Below are 16822 nucleotides of genomic sequence, written 5' to 3' on the forward strand. Positions count from 1 at the left end.
CCGTCAGCATTCGGACACATCGCCTCCGGCGGGATCGGGGGGAACGGCATCGCCGTCGGGGATCAATCCCTGGCGGCCGATCAGCAATCCCGCCTGGAATCTGCTGGTGGCGCCGAGTTCCTCCATGATTACGGATATGTGGCGGCGGCATGTACGGGTCGCCATCCCGAGGCGGCGGGCGATCACCTCGTCCTTCAATCCCATGGCCATCAGCCGCAGAATTGACAACCGCAGGTCCTCCGTGACCTGCTGGTATTCGGCGGTCCGGCCGACGTCGAAGGGCTGGCTCCCCTGCCATATGGACTCGAACGAGCGGCAGAGATAGGCGACGAGCGTGGGATCGGAGACAATCGCCGCACCCGGCGGTTCCTTTCCCTTCCGTTCCTTCGGAATGAACGCCAGTCTGCGGTCGTAGATGATCAGCCGCTCGGAGAGCTCCTCGGCGGTACGGACCTCGGCGCCGCCCTCGCAGATCTGCCGCACATAGGTGCGGGTGGCGAGGCTGGTGCGGGCGGTGTGCTGGTAGAGCGTGCGGATGCGGATTCCGCGGCGCCGCATCTCCAGGGTCTGCACCAGGTCCTGTTCGAGCAGTTCCGCGCTGCGGCCGCCGCCGGGCTGCAGGCTCATCCGCTCCTCAGTGCAGCGGCGCCGCGCCAGGTCGATCTCCCTGCGCACTTCCTCGAAGTCGTCCAGCACCCTGACCGGCACGTCGTCGGGGGCGGCCCGGTCGCTCGTGCGGTAGACGGCGGACAGCGCCCGTAACTGGCGGTGGATCGCGGCGATCTCCTGCCGGCGGTGGGCGATGGACAGCTCCAGCGGTGTCACCAGTTCCGCTTCCGCGACGTCAGGGTCGAGCGCCACGACGGAGCGGCCGGAGCCGATGCGGCCCAGCAGCCGCAGCTCCTCCAGGGTCTTGCGGGCCTCGGCGACCAGGTCGACGCCGACGCCCAGCTCGGCGGCGATCTCCTCATCCCTGAAGGCACCGTCTCGCAAAGCGCATTCGTACGCATCAACAGCAAGGTCGTCCAACAGGCGATGCTCGTCCACCGATCACCCACCCCATGCCCGATTTGCCGCTATCCACTTGTTGCCGCTCCATCATAGGACACTTCCGGCGGCTCGAACTCGATCTCCGGGACTGACACCTTGTTCTCGTGCCCACAAAGGGCGCGACGGACAAGCGATGTGGGGGGATCCACGATGGTGAACACTCGTCATTTACTTGCCCGGGGCTTCTCGGTGATCGTCCTGGCGGCCGGAGTTGTTTACTCCGCCACCACTCCGGTGGCCCCGGTCGTTTCCGGCGGCAACGGGCCGCGGAACGTCACGCTGGCGGATGACAAGTGGGACGTGGCTCCGATCGGTGGCGCCGACACGCATTCGACCGACGGCCACCACGCCTGATTCGTCACGGAATTGGTTGAAGGAGAAATCATGTCGTCGAATGACCCCATGACCGCACCTACCGGTGCCCCGGAAGAGGAATCCGGCACTCTGCACTGGCCGGGGCGGCACCGCTAGCCGCCCGCCGCCCGCGGCGTCCGGCCCGCCCCGGGGCCCGCGGCTCAGTGGTGCACGCGGCGGTCGCCCGGGGTCACCCGGTACCTGATGTCCCACAGGTTGCGCCGTACGTACGTGCGCTGGAGCCAGCGGTCCCGGCCGTCGTAGCGGGCGGTGAACTCCGAGCGGGCGTGCACGCCCTTGCGGTTGTTGACCAGCAGGGCCGTGCCCGGCTCCAGCCGTACGGCGTGCGCCGTCGCGCGGCAGGCCTCGTGCAGCAGTTCCAGGGCCGCGGCGGCCCCCCGGGTCAGGGGGCGCACGCCGTTGGCGGAGACGGCGATCCCGGGGAAGTCCCGGGAGCCGCTGACGATCGGCACCGGGTCCGACAGGACCTCCGCACCGCCCGCGACATCGCGGGTGTAGCTGCCCGGCGCGTTGAGCCGGAACAGCGGACTGCGCAGCGCCTCCAGCGCCCCGTCCGCCAGCTGCCCGCAGATGTCGCGGGCGTCCGCGTAATAGGTGGCCGCCGTCCCGGAGGGGTCGCCGCGCAGGCAGTTGAGGACCAGGAAGTCCGGGTTGGCGACGTCCCAGCGCCCGGCCGGGTCGTGGGTGATGTCGCTGTGGAAGTTGAGGAAGACGGCCGAGCCCTGGTTGGTCTGGGTGCTCTCCCCGCCGGGGACGGGGACCACGTCGTGGATCAGCCGCCCCTCCTTCTCGGTGAGCACGCCGACGGGCTCGCCCAGCAGCCCGGACAGGCCCAGCAGCACGCCCTCGGCGACGAAGCCGCGCTTGGCGGTGCTGGGCCCGCCGTCCACCGGGGTGGGCGGCAGGTCCCGGTCCACGGGCAGGTTGCGCACCAGCGCGACGCCCGGGGTGTCGATGTGCCGGCCGAAGTCCAGCACCTGCTGCAGCAGTTCCGTGGGCAGCGCGGCGAAGACCCGGTGGTAGCGGGTCATGGCGCGGTCGATGTCCGGCGCCGGGTCGGGGAGCGCCGCGAGCCGCGCCCCGATGTCGTCCCGTACCGCGTCGGGCAGTTCCAACTCGGCGAAGGTTGCCTTCACGGCTCACACTCCTACAAGGCGGGCGTCGGGGGCACCGGAGGCGGCCGGGAAGTCCAGCCGGTCGTGCAGCCGCTGCGCGAGGTGCAGGGCGTCCTCGCCGCTGTCGGCGATGTGGGTGGTGACCTTGCTGCCGCGCACCTCCGCGACCGGCACCCCCACGTGCCGGCCCGGGGTGACGCCCTGCCGCAGCTGGACGGCCTCCAGGTCGACGTAGCCGCCGATGACGGCCACCCGGGACTCCTGGGTGAGCCGTACGGTGTCGATGCCGGCGACGTGGAAGGCGTTGTGCGCGGCGTCGGCGCGGGCGTCGTCGGGGAAGTCCAGCACCACCGAGCGCCGGTTGAGGACGACGGCGGCCAGCTGGTTGCCGACCGCGCTGATCCGGGTGCCCGAGGAGTACGGGGCCCGGTTGTAGCGCAGCACGATCTCGATGCGGTGCCGCAGCGCGAGCTGGACGGCGCGGCGGTGCAGCACCTTCGCCCCGTACAGCGACATCAGGGCGGCCATGTTGTACGAGACCTGCGGCAGCATCCGGGCCCCGGTGACCAGGTGCGGGTCGGAGGTGTAGATGCCGTCGACGTCGGAGTGGATCTCGCAGACGTGGCTCTCCACGGCGCGGGCGACCGCCAGCGCCGACAGGTCGGAGCTGTTCTTGCCCAGCCAGGTGGGCCGCCCCTGGGCGTCCACGGCCTGGCCGCCGGGGACGACCACGACCTCGTGCCGGTCGAGCGCCCTCCTCAGGGGGCCGGGGTCGGTGCTCACCACCCGGGCCCACAGGAAGGAGGAGTTGGTGACCAGGCCGACCTGGTGCCCGGCGAGCACGGTGGCGCTGCGGCCCGCCTTGTGCAGGGCGCTGGCCAGCAGATGGGCGCTGACCAGGTCCCCGGTGGCGAGCATGCCCGCGGCGGTGGCGTCCTCGGGGCGCAGGTTGACCTCGTGCAGCCGGCCGCGCAGCCCCTCGGTCTCGCCCTGCATCGCGCTGACCACGACTGCCAGCGGCCGCCCCTCGCGGCGGATGCGCTCGTCCAGCCCGGCGGCGAGGTCGTGGTAGGCGGCGTGCGTGCGGAAGGTGGAACCGCCGAACTTCAGCACCGCCGGGGCCTTCATCGTGCGCCTCCGCCCAGGAAGCCGCGGGTCAGCGCGTACTCGGCGATCTGGACGGCGTTCAGGGCCGCGCCCACCCGCAGGTTGTCCGAGACCAGCCACATCCAAAAGCCCCGCGGGTTGTGCGGGGCGACCCGGATCCGCCCCACGTGGACGTGGTCGGGGTGCCCGGCGGTGAGCGGGGTGGGGAAGCCGCCCGGGTGCTCCCGGTCGTGGACGGTGACCTCGGGCAGCGCGGCCAGCAGCGCGACGAGTTCCTCGCGGTCCACCGGTGCCCCCGCCTCGACCCACACCGCCTCGGAGTGGGAGTTGACCACCGGCACCCGTACGCAGGTGGCGGTCAGGTCCAGGTGCGGGAGCCCGAGGATCTTGCGGGACTCCTGGAGCATCTTCTGCTCCTCCAGGGTGAAGCCGCCCTCCAGCAGCCGGTCGATGGAGGGGACGACGTTGAAGGCGAGGGCGGGCCGGAAGCGCTCGGAGGGCAGGTCCGCGTCCGGGTCGCGCAGCGCGACCTCGCTGCCCTCCAGCAGCTCCTCGATGCCCTGGTGGCCCTGGCCGGAGGCGGCCTGGTACGTGCTGACCACCACCTGCCGGACCCCCCAGCGCCGCTGCACCGGCAGCAGCGTGCGGACCAGCGGGATGGTGGAGCAGTTGGGGTTGGCGACGATCCCGCCGGCCGGCCGCCGGTGCAGCTCGTCGGCGTTGACCTGCGGCACCACGAGCGGGGTGTCGGGGTCCATGCGGAAGGCGTTGGTGTTGTCGATCACCAGCGTGCCCTGGGCGACGGCGGTCTTGGCCCACTTGTCGCTGACCGACGTGCCGGCCGAGAAGAACGCGATGTCGGCCCGGGCGAAGTCGAAGTCCTCCAGGGCGGAGACCTCGCACGCGCGCCCGTCGACCGCCACGTGGCGGCCCGCGCTGCGCGCCGAGGCGACGAGGTGGATCTCGCGGTAGCGCAGTCCGCGCTCCTCGATCAGCTCGATGAGGGTGCTGCCCACGGCCCCCGTCGCGCCGACGATGGCGATGCGCGGGGCGGCGGGATCGGTAACGAGGGTCATCGGGGATCTCCGATCTGGACGAGCCCGGCTGCGGGTGCCGTGGCTTCCGGTTCGGTGCCGTCGGCCGTGGCGGGGCGGCGGCCCCGCCACGGCAGCAGCGGCCAGCCGAGGTTGACGCCGAGTCCGGCGGCGGCGATCAGCGGCACTCCGAGGGCCTGCAGCGGCCCGACGCGGTGGCCGTAGACGGCGAGGTCCACCAGGATCGCCACGGCCGGGTAGACGAACGACAGCACCGCGATGCGGTCGGTGGACAGCTTCCGGTACGAGGAGTAGAGCAGGACGTACATCAGGCAGGTGTGGATCACGCCGAGTCCCACCAGCCAGCCCCAGCGCGCCCCGAGGCCCGCGGTCTCGCCGAGCCGGGCGAAGGGCAGCAGCAGCGGGATGCCCACCAGCACCTGGATCAGCGCGGTCAGTTGCGGGCGGACGGTGGTGAGGCGCTTGGCGATCACCGTTGCGAAGGCGTACAGCAGGGCCGCGAGCAGCGCCTCGGCGACGCCGAGCGGGTACCCGTGCCCGCCGGGACCGGCGCCGGGCAGTCCGGCGACGAGCAGCACCCCGGCGAAGGCCAGCAGGATCCAGCCGGCGCGGTGCCGGTCGAGCCGTTCGCGGAACAGAGCGACGCCCAGCAGCACCACGTAGAAGGGCTGGGTGTGGTAGACGACGGTGGCCACCGAGATCGAGGTGCGGTGGTACGCGTCGAAGAGCAGCACCCAGTTGAGGACGATGAACACCCCGCCGAGCGCGGCGAGCGCGAAGCTGCGGCGGGTCAGCCCGGTGTTCCTCAGGTGGCCCCGCAGCAGGCAGTAGGCGGCCAGCGCCACCGCCCCGAAGACGCAGCGGAAGAGCACCACGGTGGAGGAGGAGACCCCGGACTCCAGGACGAAGACGCCCAGGGTGCCGGAGAGCCCCATGGCCGCGGTGAGTTCGAGGGCGCCTGCGCGCCCGTGTGCTGCGGGTGTGGTGTCACTGGTCATGCGCCCTCGGCTCCTTCCGCGGCGGACGGGGGTCAGTGCAGGGGGACGGCGTAGTGCAGCCCTCCCCGGGTCCACAGTTCGTTGGGGCCGCGCGGCACGTTGAGGCCGGAGGCGGCGCCCAGGTTGCGTTCGTACACGTCGGCGTAGCTGCCGACGGCGGCCAGCACGCGGGCGGCCCACCGCTCGTCGAGCCCGACCGCGGGGCCGTGCGGGCCGGCCTGCGCGGCGGCCTGCGCCGCGCCCTCGTGCTCGGCGGCGGGCAGCAGCTGCAGGACCCAGCGGACCAGCCGGAACCAGTGCGGGTCGGTGTCGCGGACGGCGGCGGCCATCGGCTCCCGGGAGATCGAGACCGGCAGGAGGCGGTGTGCTGCGGGGTCCGGCAGCCCGGCGCGGGCGCCGGCCAGGGCGATGCGGTCCAGGACGTACGCGGCGCAGTCGCCGGAGGCGTACGCGGCCAGCGCCTCGGCCGGGTCGTGGAAGCCGACGGGGACGGTGGTCAGGCCCCGCGGGCCGTACCACGCGGCCAGGTTGACCGGGGTGGTGCAGCCGGTGTGGACGGCGAGCCGCCGCCCCGCGAGGCGGGCCGGGCCGTCGATGCCGTCGGCGGCCCGCACCAGGAAGCCCTCGCCGTCGTAGGCGGTGATCCCGGCGAAGAGCACCGGGTGGGCGGCCTCCCGCCCCAGCGTCCAGGTCAGGTTGCACACCGCCAGGTCGGCCTCGTCCGCCGCGAGCACGCGGAGCCGGTCGGCGGCGCGCACCGGGCGCCAGTCGACGGCCTCCGGGTCGTGGAGGACGGCCGCCGCCACGGCGCGGGCGATGTCGGTGTCCAGCCCCGTCCAGCGGCCGTCGCCGGTGCGCAGGGACAGCCCGCGGATGCCCTGGGAGACGGCGGCGCGCAGGGCGCCCCGGGCGCGGACGGCGTCCAGGGTGCCGGTCCTCGCGCGCGCGGGGGCGGTCACGAGGCGTACCCGGGGAGCGGGCGGGAGGCGCCGGTGAGGTCCTCACGGTCGTAGTGGCGTTCGTTGAAGGAGAGCATCTCGCCCAGGCCGCGTGCGGTGACCGGGGGAACGGGCGCCGCCGGGCCGTCCGTCCGGCCGGCGGTCACCGGCATCGCGCCGGCCTCGGTCCAGCGGAGCACGCCGTAGGGGTCGACGGCGGCGCGGGCGCGGTCGGCGTTGTCCGGGTGCAGGCAGTACGGCACGTCGAGAACGCCGCGGGCGAAGGCCGCCACGAGGGCGTCGCCGACGGTGTCCCCGAGGCCGAGGGCGGCGTCGACGAGCGTCCTGGCCTCCTCGTACAGGCCGGTGGCGGTGGGCCCCGGCCCGGCGCAGGCGTCGGCGGCGGCCGATTCCGCCACGGCGTGCGCGAACTCCAGTGCCTCGACGTTCTCCTCGACGGTGGGGATGCGGTGGGACTCGGCGGGGGTCTTGACCACCAGCCGCTCCGCGCCGCCGCGCACCGCGAGCCGGACGCTGTGCTCCAGCAGCCGGTAGGAGCCGATCGGGGTGCGCGGGAAGACGCCCATGAAGGTGTAGAGCACGAGGTGCCGGTCGGTGTCCGCCAGCCGTTCCGCGGCCAGCCGGCGCAGCGCGGCCAGGGCCTCCAGGTCCTGGCCGGGGTGGACCTGCTGGGCGTAGCTGAGCGAGATGCCGGTCAGCCCGTGCTCGCGGAAGAACATCCCCTCCAGCACGCTGAGCGCCACCAGCAGCGACGGCGGGCACAGCTGGCCGAGCATGCAGCCGCCGAAGGTCTCCAGGTGCGGGGGCACGGGCAGCCCGGCCAGGAGTTCGCAGGCCTCCCGCCACTCGCGGACCGCCGCGGCGAGCGGGGTGCGGCTGTAGGGCAGGCAGTACGAGACGGGGCCGCCCTCGGTGGCGTCGATCCCGGCCTCGGCCATGACCCGGAACAGGCGCAGCGGCAGGGCGGTGCCGTGCCGTACCTGCACGGGGAAGTCCCGCGCGGCCGTTCCGGCCAGCAGCTCCTTCACGGCCACGGGCCCGTGGGCGATCAGCGGGAAGCCGTTGAGGTCGGCGGCGCGGTCGCGCAGGGCGCGGCGGGCGGCGGCGTAGTCGTGGCAGCGGGTGTAGCTGTCGAGGGTGATGGTGCCGACCGAGGTGGCGCGGGCCTCGCGCACGCCGCGCAACCCGGCCCGCATCCGGTCGAGTTCGCCGAAACCCATGCGGGGCTGGACGACCAGTCGCCCGGCCGCGCGGGCCCGGCGGACGAACGCGGAGAAGCGGTCGGGGCTGTACGGCATCAGGCCACCTCCGCCAGGGCGGGCGGGGTGCGCAGCGCCCGCAGGTAGGCGCCGAAGCGGGCCAGCGCGCCGCCGCCGGTGTCGTCGCCGTCGGCGAAGACGGCATCGTAGCCGGCGGCGGCCAGACGGGCGGCGAGGCGGGCGTCGTCGCGTCCGTGGACGCCGAGCTTGCCGCCGATCACGACGGGGAGGGCCGCGAGTGCGGGATCGGCGCGCAGGGCGCGGATCAGACGCAGGCCGTCGAGGTGACCGTGCCCGTTGACGGTGCCGATGACCAGCAGGTCCGGGCGGAGCGCGCGGCAGGCGCCGGCGATCTCCGCGTCGGGGGTGAGGCTGCCGAGGTTGGACACCTCGTGGCCGTGCTCCTCCAGCAGCAACTGCAGGAACACCAGGTTCCACATGTGCGCGTCGGAGGAGACACCGGAAACAATGATCCGCCTCCGGGAGGCAGCAGCCATGCCAGTCATTGATTCCCTCGGTAGGAATGTGGAGTGGGCCGGGGAAATCATCCGCGGCGCGCCGCCGGAGGGTCCAGCGGGGCCGGGTGGAAATACCCGAACGTCGCGATCAGGAATTTCTATCCCGCACTGTCCGGATCGTCCCCGTTCCCGAACAGGTCCAGCCTGGTTGCGGCCATGCCCAGTTGGAAGCGGGTCTCCACACCGAGCTTCTCGCACATCCCCGACAGGTAGCGGCGGAGCGTACGGGTGGAGATACCCAGCCGCCGGGAAATGAATTCATCCGACCTGCCGAGTTCCAGCTGGCGCAAAATGGCCACCTCGACGTCCTCGAAGACGTCGCCGTCGAAATCGCCGTCTACCGGTTTCGCGTGCTCCCAGATGTGGTCGAATATCACTTCGAGAAAGGAGACCACGGTCGGGTCGCGGAAGAGCGCGGCGCCGCCGCCCTTTCCCGTGGACACCAGGGCCACGACCCCGTCCAGCAGGATCATCCGGCCGGGTATGACCGCCGCGGTGCGCAACTGGGCACCGAGGTCGCCCAGTCGGGTCATGTGCCGCAGCGCCTCCCGCTGCCGGCGCGCGGTGTGCGGGACCACCGTCCGGTACCGCACGCCCCGGTCGAGCAGGTCGCGGTCCAGGTCGAGGGCGGCCCGCAGGGTCTGCGGGCCGCCGAGGGTGGGGTGGGCGGTGAGCACGCGGTCGCGGACCTGCGACGACAGGTCGGCGAGCCGGTGCCGTACCGCGTCGCCGTCGGTGAGCAGTTCGGTGGTGGTGCCGGCCAGCCGCTGCCGCTGGTGGGCGTCGTACAGGGCGCCGAGCGGGCCGAGGTCACGCCGGGTGGTGTCGATCTGGCGCAGCAGCTGGTGCGCCTGGAGGCTGAGGGAGGCGGTGAGTTCGGCCGCGGCCAGGCCGGGCGAGACGACCTCGTAGCGGCAGGGGCCGTCCGGGTGCAGCAGCCGGTGCGCCATCAGCCGCTTGACCGACTCGTCGAAGTCGTCCGGAACCAGTCCGAGTTCCGACGCGCACCGGTCGGCGTCCGGCGACACCTGCAGCAGGTGCCGGTAGACGCCGATGTCCTGGGATGTGAGCTCCTGGTCCGACACGGCGGCTCCCCTCGGCTGGTCGTGCTGCTCACATGGCGAAGTGGCGCTCCAGGAAGTCGGTGGCCACGTCGCCCCGGCGGAACTCGGGGTGGCCGAGGATCTCCTGGTGCAGCGGGATCGTGGTGTGCACGCCGGGCCCGGAGACCTCGAACTCCGCCAGCGCCCGCAGGGTGCGCTCGATGCAGCTGCCGCGGTCCGGGCCCCAGACGATCAGCTTCCCGATCATGGAGTCGTAGTACGGGCTGACGCGTGAGCCCGGGTCGTAGTCGGTGTCCACCCGGACCCACGGCCCGCCGGGGACGCGGTAGCGCTCCAGGAGTCCGGGCGTGGGGGCGAAGGCCCGGGCCGGGTCCTCGGCGTTGATGCGGCACTCGATGGCGTGCCCGCGGATCTCCACGTCCTCCTGCTTGACCGACAGCGGGCTGCCGGAGGCGACCCGCAACTGCTCGCCGACCAGGTCGACGCCGGTGACCAGCTCGGTGACCGGGTGCTCGACCTGGATCCGGGCGTTCATCTCCATGAACCAGAAGACGTCCTCGCCGCGGGCGCCGTCCCCGCCGCCCTCCCCGTCGCCGGCCTCCAGCAGGAACTCCACCGTGCCCGCGCCCCGGTAGCCCACCGCGCGGGCACCGGCCAGGGCCGCCGCGCCCAGCCGCTCCCGCAACTGCGGGGAGACGCCGGCCGAGGGGGACTCCTCGACGAGCTTCTGGTGACGGCGCTGCACCGAGCAGTCGCGCTCGCCCAGGTGCACGGCGCCGTCGAAGTCGTCGCAGACGACCTGGATCTCGATGTGCCGGGTCTTCTCCAGGTAGCGCTCCATGTAGACCGCGCTGTTCTTGAAGACGGCCTGCGCGCTGGCCCGGGTGGCGGTGTAGGCGTCCCTCAGGTCCTGCGGGCGCCGTACCACCGTGATGCCGCGGCCGCCCCCGCCCGCCGCGGCCTTGATGATGACCGGGTAGCCGATCGCGGCGGCGACGGCCTCGGCGGCCTCCACCGAGTCGACCGGCTCGATGGTGCCCGGCAGCAGCGGCAGTCCGGCCTCGGTCATCAGCCGGCGGGCGGTGGCCTTGTCGCCGACGTTCTCCATGACGTCCGGGGGCGGGCCGACGAAGGTGATGCCGTCGTCGGCGCAGATCTCCGCGAAGTACGGGTCCTCGGAGAGGAACCCGTAACCGGGGTGGATGGCCTCGGCACCGGTCTTGACGGCGGCGCCGATGATGTTGGGGATGTTGAGGTAACTGCGCGCGGGCGCGCCCGGGCCGATGTGCACGGCCTCGTCCGCGGCCTTGACGAACCGGGCGTCGGCGTCCGGGGTGGAGTACACCGCCACCGTGCGCACGCCCAGGTCGCGGCAGGAGCGGATGATGCGCAGCGCGATCTCCCCGCGGTTGGCGACGAGCACCTTGTCGAACACGGCTGTGCCCTCTCAGTCGACGGGGACGAGGTCGATCAGCGGCTGGGCGTACTCGACGACCTCGCCGTCCTGGACGTGGATCGCGTGCACCCGGCCGCGGGTCTCGGCGGTGATCGAGTTGAGCAGCTTCATCGCCTCGATGATCGCCAGTTGCCGGCCGGGCTCGACGACGTCGCCGACCTGCACGAAGGGCGCCGCGCCGGGCGAGGACGCCCGGTAGTACGTGCCGACCAGCGGTGCCGTGACGCTGACCAGCCCGGCGGGCGGGGCGTCCCCGTCGGGCACGGCGGGGGCGGCCGGGGCGGCGGGCGCCGCCGGCTGCGCGGGGGCGGCGGTGCCCGGTGCGGCGACGGCGGGGGCGGGCGTGGGGGCGGCCGCGACCGGGGCGGACTCCCACTCCACGTCCACGCTGATCCCGCCGGCCCGCAGGGTGATCCGCCGCAGGGTGCCGGGCAGTTCGCCGGCCAGCAGCCGGGTCTGCGCCCGCAGCTCCTCCACGGTCATCGCGCCGTCGGCGCTCCCGCCCGCCGCCTCGGTGGTCTCCTCAGTGCTCGTGCTCATCACGCTTCTCCCAGTCCACTACCGGCTGACGGTCGGGGTGCCCGAAGCGGTCGAACCTGTCCCGGCGCACCTCGACGAGCCGGTCCCCCGGCAGGTCGAGCAGCGGGGCCAGGGCCCGTACCAGGGCGGTCTTGACATTGAGCGCGGTGGCGTACGGCGCGGTGTGCGCGCCGTCCGGCGGCTCGGGCACGATGGCGTCCACCACGCCGAGGCGCAGCAGGTCCGAGGCCGTGAGCCGGAGCGCGTCCGCGGCCCGGCCGGCCTGCTCGGCGGTGCCGAACAGGATGGTCGAGCAGCCCTCCGGGCTGATCACCGAGTAGTACGCGTTCTGCAGCATCAGCACCGTGTTGGCGACGCCCAGGGCCAGAGCCCCGCCGCTGCCGCCCTCGCCGGTGACGACGGAGACCACGGGCACGCGGACCCGGGAGAGTTCGAGGATGCACTCGGCGATGGCCAGGCTCTGGCCCCGCTCCTCCGCGCCGATGCCGGGGAAGGCTCCGGGGGTGTCGACGAGGGCGACGATCGGCAGGCCGAACCGGTCCGCCAGCCGCATCAGCCGCAGCGCCTTGCGGTAGCCCTCGGGGTTGGGCATCCCGAAGTTGCTGCTCACCAGCTCCGCGGTGTCGTGGCCCTTCTGGTGGCCGAGGACGACCACGCTCTGGCCGCCGAGCCGGGCGATGCCACCGACGAGCGCCCGGTCGTCGGCGAAGGCCCGGTCGCCGTGCAGGGCGACGAAGTCGTCGAAGACGTAGCCGATGTACTCGCGCGCGGTGGGCCGCTGGATCGTGCGCGCCAGCGCCACCGTGTCGCGGGTGCTGCGCACGGCCGGGACGGGCGTGGTGAGCGGCTCGGCGCCCGCCGGGTCCGGCAGTTCGGGCACCGAGGGACCGAGCAGGGTCAGCAGCCGGGCCAGGTGCTCGCGCTGGTTCTCGCGCGGCACGACCGCGTCGATCATGCCGTGCTCCAGCAGGAACTCCGCGCTCTGGAAGCCCGGCGGCAGCTCCTCGCGGATGGTGTTGCGGATGACCTGCGGTCCGGCGAAGCCGATCAGGCTGCCCGGCTCGGCGAGGATGACGTCGCCGAGCATGGCGAAGGAGGCGCTGGCGCCGCCGAAGGTCGGGTCGGTGTTGAGGTTGATCACCGGCAGCGCCGCCTCGCGCAGGGCGGCGATCCACTGCGAGGTCTTGGCCATCTGCATCAGGGAGAGCGCGCCCTCCTGCATGCGGGCCCCTCCGGAGGCGGCGACCAGCAGCAGCGGCAGCCGTTCGGCGAGGGCCTGGCGGGCCGCGGCCGCGATGGTCTCGCCGACCACCGAGCCCATGCTGCCGCCCATGAAGCTGAAGTCGAGCACGGCGGCGACCAGCGGGCGGCCCTCGATCGTCAGGCGCCCGGCGAGCACGGCGTCGTTGCGTCCGGTCCTGGCCTGGGCGTCGCGCAGCCGGTCCCGGTACGGCTTGCTGTCGGTGAAGCCGAGCAGGTCGCGCGGCCGGTGGTCGTCGGGGAAGGCGCGGAAGCTGCCCGGGTCGGCGAGCTGCTCGATCCGGGTGTCCGGCGGTATGCGGAAGTGGAACCGGCACTCGGGGCAGACCTTGCGGTTGCGGTCCAGCCGCTTGCCGTAGATGAAGGCGCCGCACGCCCCGCACCTGCGCCACTGGACGTCCTGGCCGGCCCGTACCGGCCCCTGCTGCTGTGTCACGGCGGTGTCCCCCTCCCCTATCCGTGGTCCGGGACCTGCGCGAGCGGCCGTTGCGGCCGGCCGGCGGTGGCCCTGGCGATGCCGAACGGCGGCATGTTGCGGTAGACGGTGTGCGTCCGGGCGGGGTCGACGACGTAGGCCTCGTGGAAGATCCCGACGGCGCCATCGTTGCCGACCGTGCGGTTGAAGCGGGCCCAGGCGGGACGGTGGGCGGCCTCGGTGTTGCGCGAGTACGCCATCAGCTCGTCCATGCTGCGCCAGTACTGGACCATGATCACGGTGCGGTTGAGCCAGGTGCGCGAGCCCAGGAAGCCGTGGTCCTTCTGCTTGTTGAGCTCGATCAGCATCGGGAACATGGCCAGGAAGGACGGCAGCCAGCGGTGCACCTTCCAGAAGCTGTTGATCCTCATCCCGATGAGGAAGAGGACGGTGCCCTCGGGCGGGTCCGCCACCTGGGGTACGGTCTCGACCTTGCCTGCCACGGGGGCGCTCCTCTCGGATCTGCTCGGCTCGGAACGGTGGGTACAGGCTCAGAACGGGTAGCCGCGGGGCGGGACGCTGCTGGTGAGCGTGTGCCAGCGGGTGAAGGCCTCCAGGGCGGCCCGGCCGCCGAAGCCGGAGGCGTTGCCCGACGCACCGACGCCCCCGAAGGGCAGCCGGGGGTCGTGGCCCACGGTCTGGTCGCCGACGTGGACGACGCCGCAGCGGATCCTGCGGGCCAGCGCCCGGCCGCGTTCGGCGTCGGAGGTGTAGACGGCGGCGGTCAGTCCGTGGTCGGAGGCGTTGGCCAGGGCCACCGCCTCGCCGTCGTCGGCGAAGGCGGTGATCGTGGCCACCGGGCCGAAGACCTCGGTCCTGAAGATGTCCATCAGCGGGGTGACGTCGGCCAGGACGGTCGGCGGGAAGTACGGTCCGCGGGCCCGGCCGCCGGTGACCAGCCGGGCGCCCTGGGCGATGGCGTTCTCCACGGCGGCGGCGATCGAGGTGAGCTGCCGCTGGTCGATGACCGGCCCGATCTGCGCGTCCTCGCGGTACGGGTCGCCGATCCGCAGTGCCCCGGCGTGCCGGGCGAGCGCGGCGGTGTACTCCGCGGCCACCTCGCGCTGGACGAGGTGCCGGCGGGCGGCCATGCAGATCTGGCCCTGGTGCAGGAAGGACCCCCAGGAACCGGCGGAGGCGGCCTGTTCGAGGTCGGCGTCCGGCAGGACGACGAAGGCGTTCTGCCCGCCGAGTTCGAGGACCACCCGCTTCAGCAGGCGGCCGCAGGTCGCGCCGATCTCCCGCCCGGCCTCGGTGGAGCCGGTGAACGACACCATGGCCACGTCCGGTGCCTGCACCAGGGCCCGGCCGGTGTCGGCGCCGCCGTGCACCACCTCCAGCACGCCCCCCGGCAGCCCGGCGTCGGCGAGGATCCCGGCCAGGACGCGGCCGCCGGACAGCGGGGTGTGCGGATCGGGCTTCAGCAGCACGGTGTTGCCCAGCGCGAGGGCCGGGGCGACCGAGCGCAGGGCCAGCAGCAGCGGGAAGTTCCAGGGGACGATCACCCCGACGACGCCCAGCGGCACCCGCCGCACCTCGGTCTGCCTGCCGGGGTCGGAGCCGGGGCCGTGCGGGGCCTCGGGCTCCCGCACCAGTTCGGCGGCGTGCCGTAACTCCCCGGCGCCGGCGTGGACCTCGTAGAAGGCCTTGCCGGGGATCGACCCGCCCTCGCGGACCAGCAGGTCCTGGACCTCCTGGGCGCGTTCCAGGAGCAGCCCGGCGGCGCGCCCCAGCACCTCGGCCCGGTCGGTGGCCGGCAGCGCCGCCCAGCCCGGCGCGGCGGCGGCCGCCCGGCGGGCGGCCGAGGCCACGGCACCGGGTCCGGCGAGCGGGACGCCACCCAGCTCCTCGCCGGTGATGATCTCGCGGCTGACCAGCAGCCCGGTCTCGGTCGCTGTGCTCACCTGCGTACCTCGGTCTCGTCGTCGGTGGGGGTGGCGGGGCGCTCGCGGCGGGTCAGCACGGCGAAGGCGGTGACCCGGCCGGCGTCGGCGGTGACGGTCACGTTGACGTCACCGCTGAGCACCGTGTCGGCGAAGCGCGCCAGCTCTCCCTTGAACAGCAGGGTCCAGGGCCCTCCTTCGGGGCCCCGTACGTCGATGTCGCCCCAGCGGCCGCCCACCCGGGGCGGCGCGGCCAGGGCTCGCAGCGCGGCCTGCCGCAGCGACCAGCCGACCGCCGAGGCGCCGCCGGCCGGCAGCCGCAGCGCCTCGGGGCCGTGCCAGGCCACCAGCCTCCGGAAGGAGTCCACGTGGACGTCGCAACTGCCCACCCGCACCACGGTCCTGCCCTCCGCGGACGCCCCCGCCGATTCCTCAGGCATGGACCGGCCGCCCTTCGGCCAGCATGTGCTCGACCATCGCGACGAGGTTCCCGACGGTCAGCCGCTCCAGCATCCGGTCGAGGGTGAGTCTCCCCGCCCAGACTTCGGGGTCGAGTTGCGGCATGACGACCGCCAGCCTTTCCAGACCGCGCCGGCTGATGATTCCGTTCGCGTCGCAGAATTCCTCGTCCGGGACCTCGCCCTGGAGATAGCGGCCGCACCGTTCGACGGAGAGGACCACCGGGACGCAGCATTCGATCCGGAAGAACACGTCGAGCAGGTCGAGCGATTCCAGGCCGAGGTCGGAGGCGAAGGCGAGATCGGGATGGTATTTCTCCGGGTCGATTCCCATCGCCTCCACGACGACGGACCGCACCAATTCCTCGACGTCATAGCGAGGCATGCGCATCACTCCCATCCGGCAGCTCGGCCGGCCGCGGCTTCGGGGCCTTCCCCCACCAGATCCGCCGACCGCCCCGGACCGGACACCTCGCCCCCCGGGCACCGCCCGCAGGGCGCCGGCCCGGACGGCGGCACGGGCTCGCCCTCCTCCGCGGCCGCCAGCGCGCGGCGCAGTCTGCGCAGGCAGCGGGTGCGGATGGGGCCGACCGAGCCCAGCGACATCGACAGCGCCGAAGAGATCTCCTCGTACGAGGCCGGCGGGTCCTCCAGCGCCATCCGCAGCACGCCGCGGCACTGGTCCGACAGGCCGTGGATGGCCCGCAGGACCTCTTCCTTGCGGTGCGCCCGCAGGGTGATCTGCTCGGGGCTCTCGTGGTGGCCGGACAGGACCTCGAGGGTCTGGCTGTCCCCCACCATGACGAGTCGCTTTCCCCGTGTCACCACTTTGAGGGATTCACGCCTCGCCACGGTGGCGAGCCAGTCACCGATCCGGTCCGGGTCGCGAATGCGGTCCACATTCTGCACCAGCCGGAACCAGGTCAACTGCCGTACGTCCTCGGCGTCCACGTCGTTCATCCGGTGGCTCCGGATGACGGACCAGACGAGCCGGCCGAATCGCTCGACCATCTCGTCCCAGGCCGTTTGTTCCCCTCGCGCACACCCCGCCAGAAGCTCCGCATTCCCCTTCCGGGTCATTGGGATTCCTCCGTCTGGAAATTACCGGACTTTCGACGGGTGCGTATTCCATGCAACCCGGCGCGGGGGTTTGCGGGCAAGCGGTGCCCGCTGTCAGCAAGCGGCCTGGCCGCACCTGGACAGCGGTGCGTCCGGTGCGCGGACCGGGTCACGGTGGCGCACGCCTGGGC

18 protein-coding genes are annotated in these 16822 nt (G+C 73.2%); 1 reads left to right on the forward strand and 17 read right to left on the reverse strand.

All coding sequences use genetic code 11. The annotated features are described in order from the left end of the window. Nucleotides 1–3 precede the first annotated feature (3 nt). Entirely contained in the window at nt 4–1047 is a 1044-nt protein-coding gene (locus ABZ312_RS03405) for a helix-turn-helix transcriptional regulator (protein ID WP_500325423.1), read from the reverse strand. A gap of 153 nt (nt 1048–1200) precedes the next feature. On the opposite strand from ABZ312_RS03405, the gene ABZ312_RS03410 reads away from it, so the two are divergent. Continuing rightward, nucleotides 1201–1404 carry a hypothetical protein gene (locus tag ABZ312_RS03410; RefSeq protein WP_500325425.1) on the forward strand — a complete coding sequence of 68 codons (204 nt, stop codon included), beginning with the start codon at nt 1201–1203 and terminating at the stop codon, nt 1402–1404. 161 nt (nt 1405–1565) lie between these two features. Here ABZ312_RS03410 and ABZ312_RS03415 read toward each other — a convergent pair whose 3' ends face one another. From ABZ312_RS03415 to ABZ312_RS03490, 16 genes are all read right to left on the reverse strand, one after another. Further along, nucleotides 1566–2561, reverse strand: a complete 996-nt coding sequence (locus tag ABZ312_RS03415) for a TauD/TfdA family dioxygenase (RefSeq protein WP_500325426.1) — start codon at nt 2559–2561, stop codon at nt 1566–1568. Between the two features lie 3 nt (nt 2562–2564). After that, complete coding sequence (locus tag ABZ312_RS03420; protein ID WP_500325428.1) at nt 2565–3668, reverse strand: amino acid kinase family protein; 1104 nt, start codon at nt 3666–3668, stop codon at nt 2565–2567. Further along, entirely contained in the window at nt 3665–4723 is a 1059-nt protein-coding gene (locus ABZ312_RS03425; protein ID WP_500325430.1) for an aspartate-semialdehyde dehydrogenase, read from the reverse strand. Before ABZ312_RS03425 ends, ABZ312_RS03420 begins: the two co-directional genes overlap by 4 nt. Then, complete coding sequence (locus ABZ312_RS03430; RefSeq protein ID WP_500325431.1) at nt 4720–5700, reverse strand: DMT family transporter; 981 nt, start codon at nt 5698–5700, stop codon at nt 4720–4722. Before ABZ312_RS03430 ends, ABZ312_RS03425 begins: the two co-directional genes overlap by 4 nt. 32 nt (nt 5701–5732) lie before the next feature. Continuing rightward, nucleotides 5733–6659, reverse strand: coding sequence for an amino acid ABC transporter substrate-binding protein (locus tag ABZ312_RS03435; RefSeq protein ID WP_500436340.1), 927 nt, complete (start codon nt 6657–6659; stop codon nt 5733–5735). Next, nucleotides 6656–7957, reverse strand: coding sequence for a methylaspartate mutase (locus ABZ312_RS03440; protein WP_500436341.1), 1302 nt, complete (start codon nt 7955–7957; stop codon nt 6656–6658). The genes ABZ312_RS03435 and ABZ312_RS03440 overlap by 4 nt, the downstream gene beginning before the upstream one ends. Beyond that, the gene (locus ABZ312_RS03445; protein WP_500325436.1) at nt 7957–8415 is read right to left on the reverse strand and encodes a cobalamin B12-binding domain-containing protein; all 459 of its coding nucleotides are present in this window, start codon (nt 8413–8415) and stop codon (nt 7957–7959) included. Before ABZ312_RS03445 ends, ABZ312_RS03440 begins: the two co-directional genes overlap by 1 nt. A gap of 119 nt (nt 8416–8534) precedes the next feature. Next, nucleotides 8535–9521: a helix-turn-helix transcriptional regulator gene (locus ABZ312_RS03450; protein WP_500325438.1), complete on the reverse strand. Its 987-nt coding sequence runs from the start codon at nt 9519–9521 to the stop codon at nt 8535–8537. A 28-nt stretch (nt 9522–9549) separates the two neighbouring features. Then, nucleotides 9550–10935 (reverse strand): acetyl-CoA carboxylase biotin carboxylase subunit, encoded by a 1386-nt coding sequence (locus ABZ312_RS03455; protein WP_500325440.1) that lies wholly within the window; start codon nt 10933–10935, stop codon nt 9550–9552. A 12-nt stretch (nt 10936–10947) separates the two neighbouring features. Continuing rightward, a complete protein-coding gene (locus ABZ312_RS03460) occupies nt 10948–11496 on the reverse strand; it encodes an acetyl-CoA carboxylase biotin carboxyl carrier protein (RefSeq protein ID WP_500436342.1) in 549 nt (182 codons plus the stop codon). Beyond that, nucleotides 11480–13192, reverse strand: coding sequence for an acetyl-CoA carboxylase carboxyltransferase subunit alpha (locus tag ABZ312_RS03465; RefSeq protein WP_500325444.1), 1713 nt, complete (start codon nt 13190–13192; stop codon nt 11480–11482). The genes ABZ312_RS03460 and ABZ312_RS03465 overlap by 17 nt, the downstream gene beginning before the upstream one ends. 17 nt (nt 13193–13209) lie before the next feature. Continuing rightward, nucleotides 13210–13674 carry a DUF4188 domain-containing protein gene (locus ABZ312_RS03470; RefSeq protein ID WP_500325446.1) on the reverse strand — a complete coding sequence of 155 codons (465 nt, stop codon included), beginning with the start codon at nt 13672–13674 and terminating at the stop codon, nt 13210–13212. A gap of 48 nt (nt 13675–13722) precedes the next feature. Continuing rightward, the gene (locus tag ABZ312_RS03475; RefSeq protein WP_500358395.1) at nt 13723–15135 is read right to left on the reverse strand and encodes an aldehyde dehydrogenase family protein; all 1413 of its coding nucleotides are present in this window, start codon (nt 15133–15135) and stop codon (nt 13723–13725) included. After that, on the reverse strand, nt 15132–15554 hold the full coding sequence (locus ABZ312_RS03480) for a hypothetical protein (RefSeq protein WP_500358394.1): 423 nt from the start codon (nt 15552–15554) through the stop codon (nt 15132–15134). Before ABZ312_RS03480 ends, ABZ312_RS03475 begins: the two co-directional genes overlap by 4 nt. Continuing rightward, nucleotides 15547–15963, reverse strand: a complete 417-nt coding sequence (locus ABZ312_RS03485; RefSeq protein WP_500325452.1) for an acyl carrier protein — start codon at nt 15961–15963, stop codon at nt 15547–15549. Before ABZ312_RS03485 ends, ABZ312_RS03480 begins: the two co-directional genes overlap by 8 nt. Beyond that, nucleotides 15963–16652, reverse strand: coding sequence for an RNA polymerase sigma factor (locus ABZ312_RS03490; protein WP_500325454.1), 690 nt, complete (start codon nt 16650–16652; stop codon nt 15963–15965). The genes ABZ312_RS03485 and ABZ312_RS03490 overlap by 1 nt, the downstream gene beginning before the upstream one ends. Nucleotides 16653–16822 lie beyond the last annotated feature (170 nt).

Source organism: Streptomyces sp. NPDC006207 (assembly GCF_040613835.1).
In the GTDB taxonomy this organism is placed as follows: Bacteria; Actinomycetota; Actinomycetes; order Streptomycetales; family Streptomycetaceae; genus Actinacidiphila.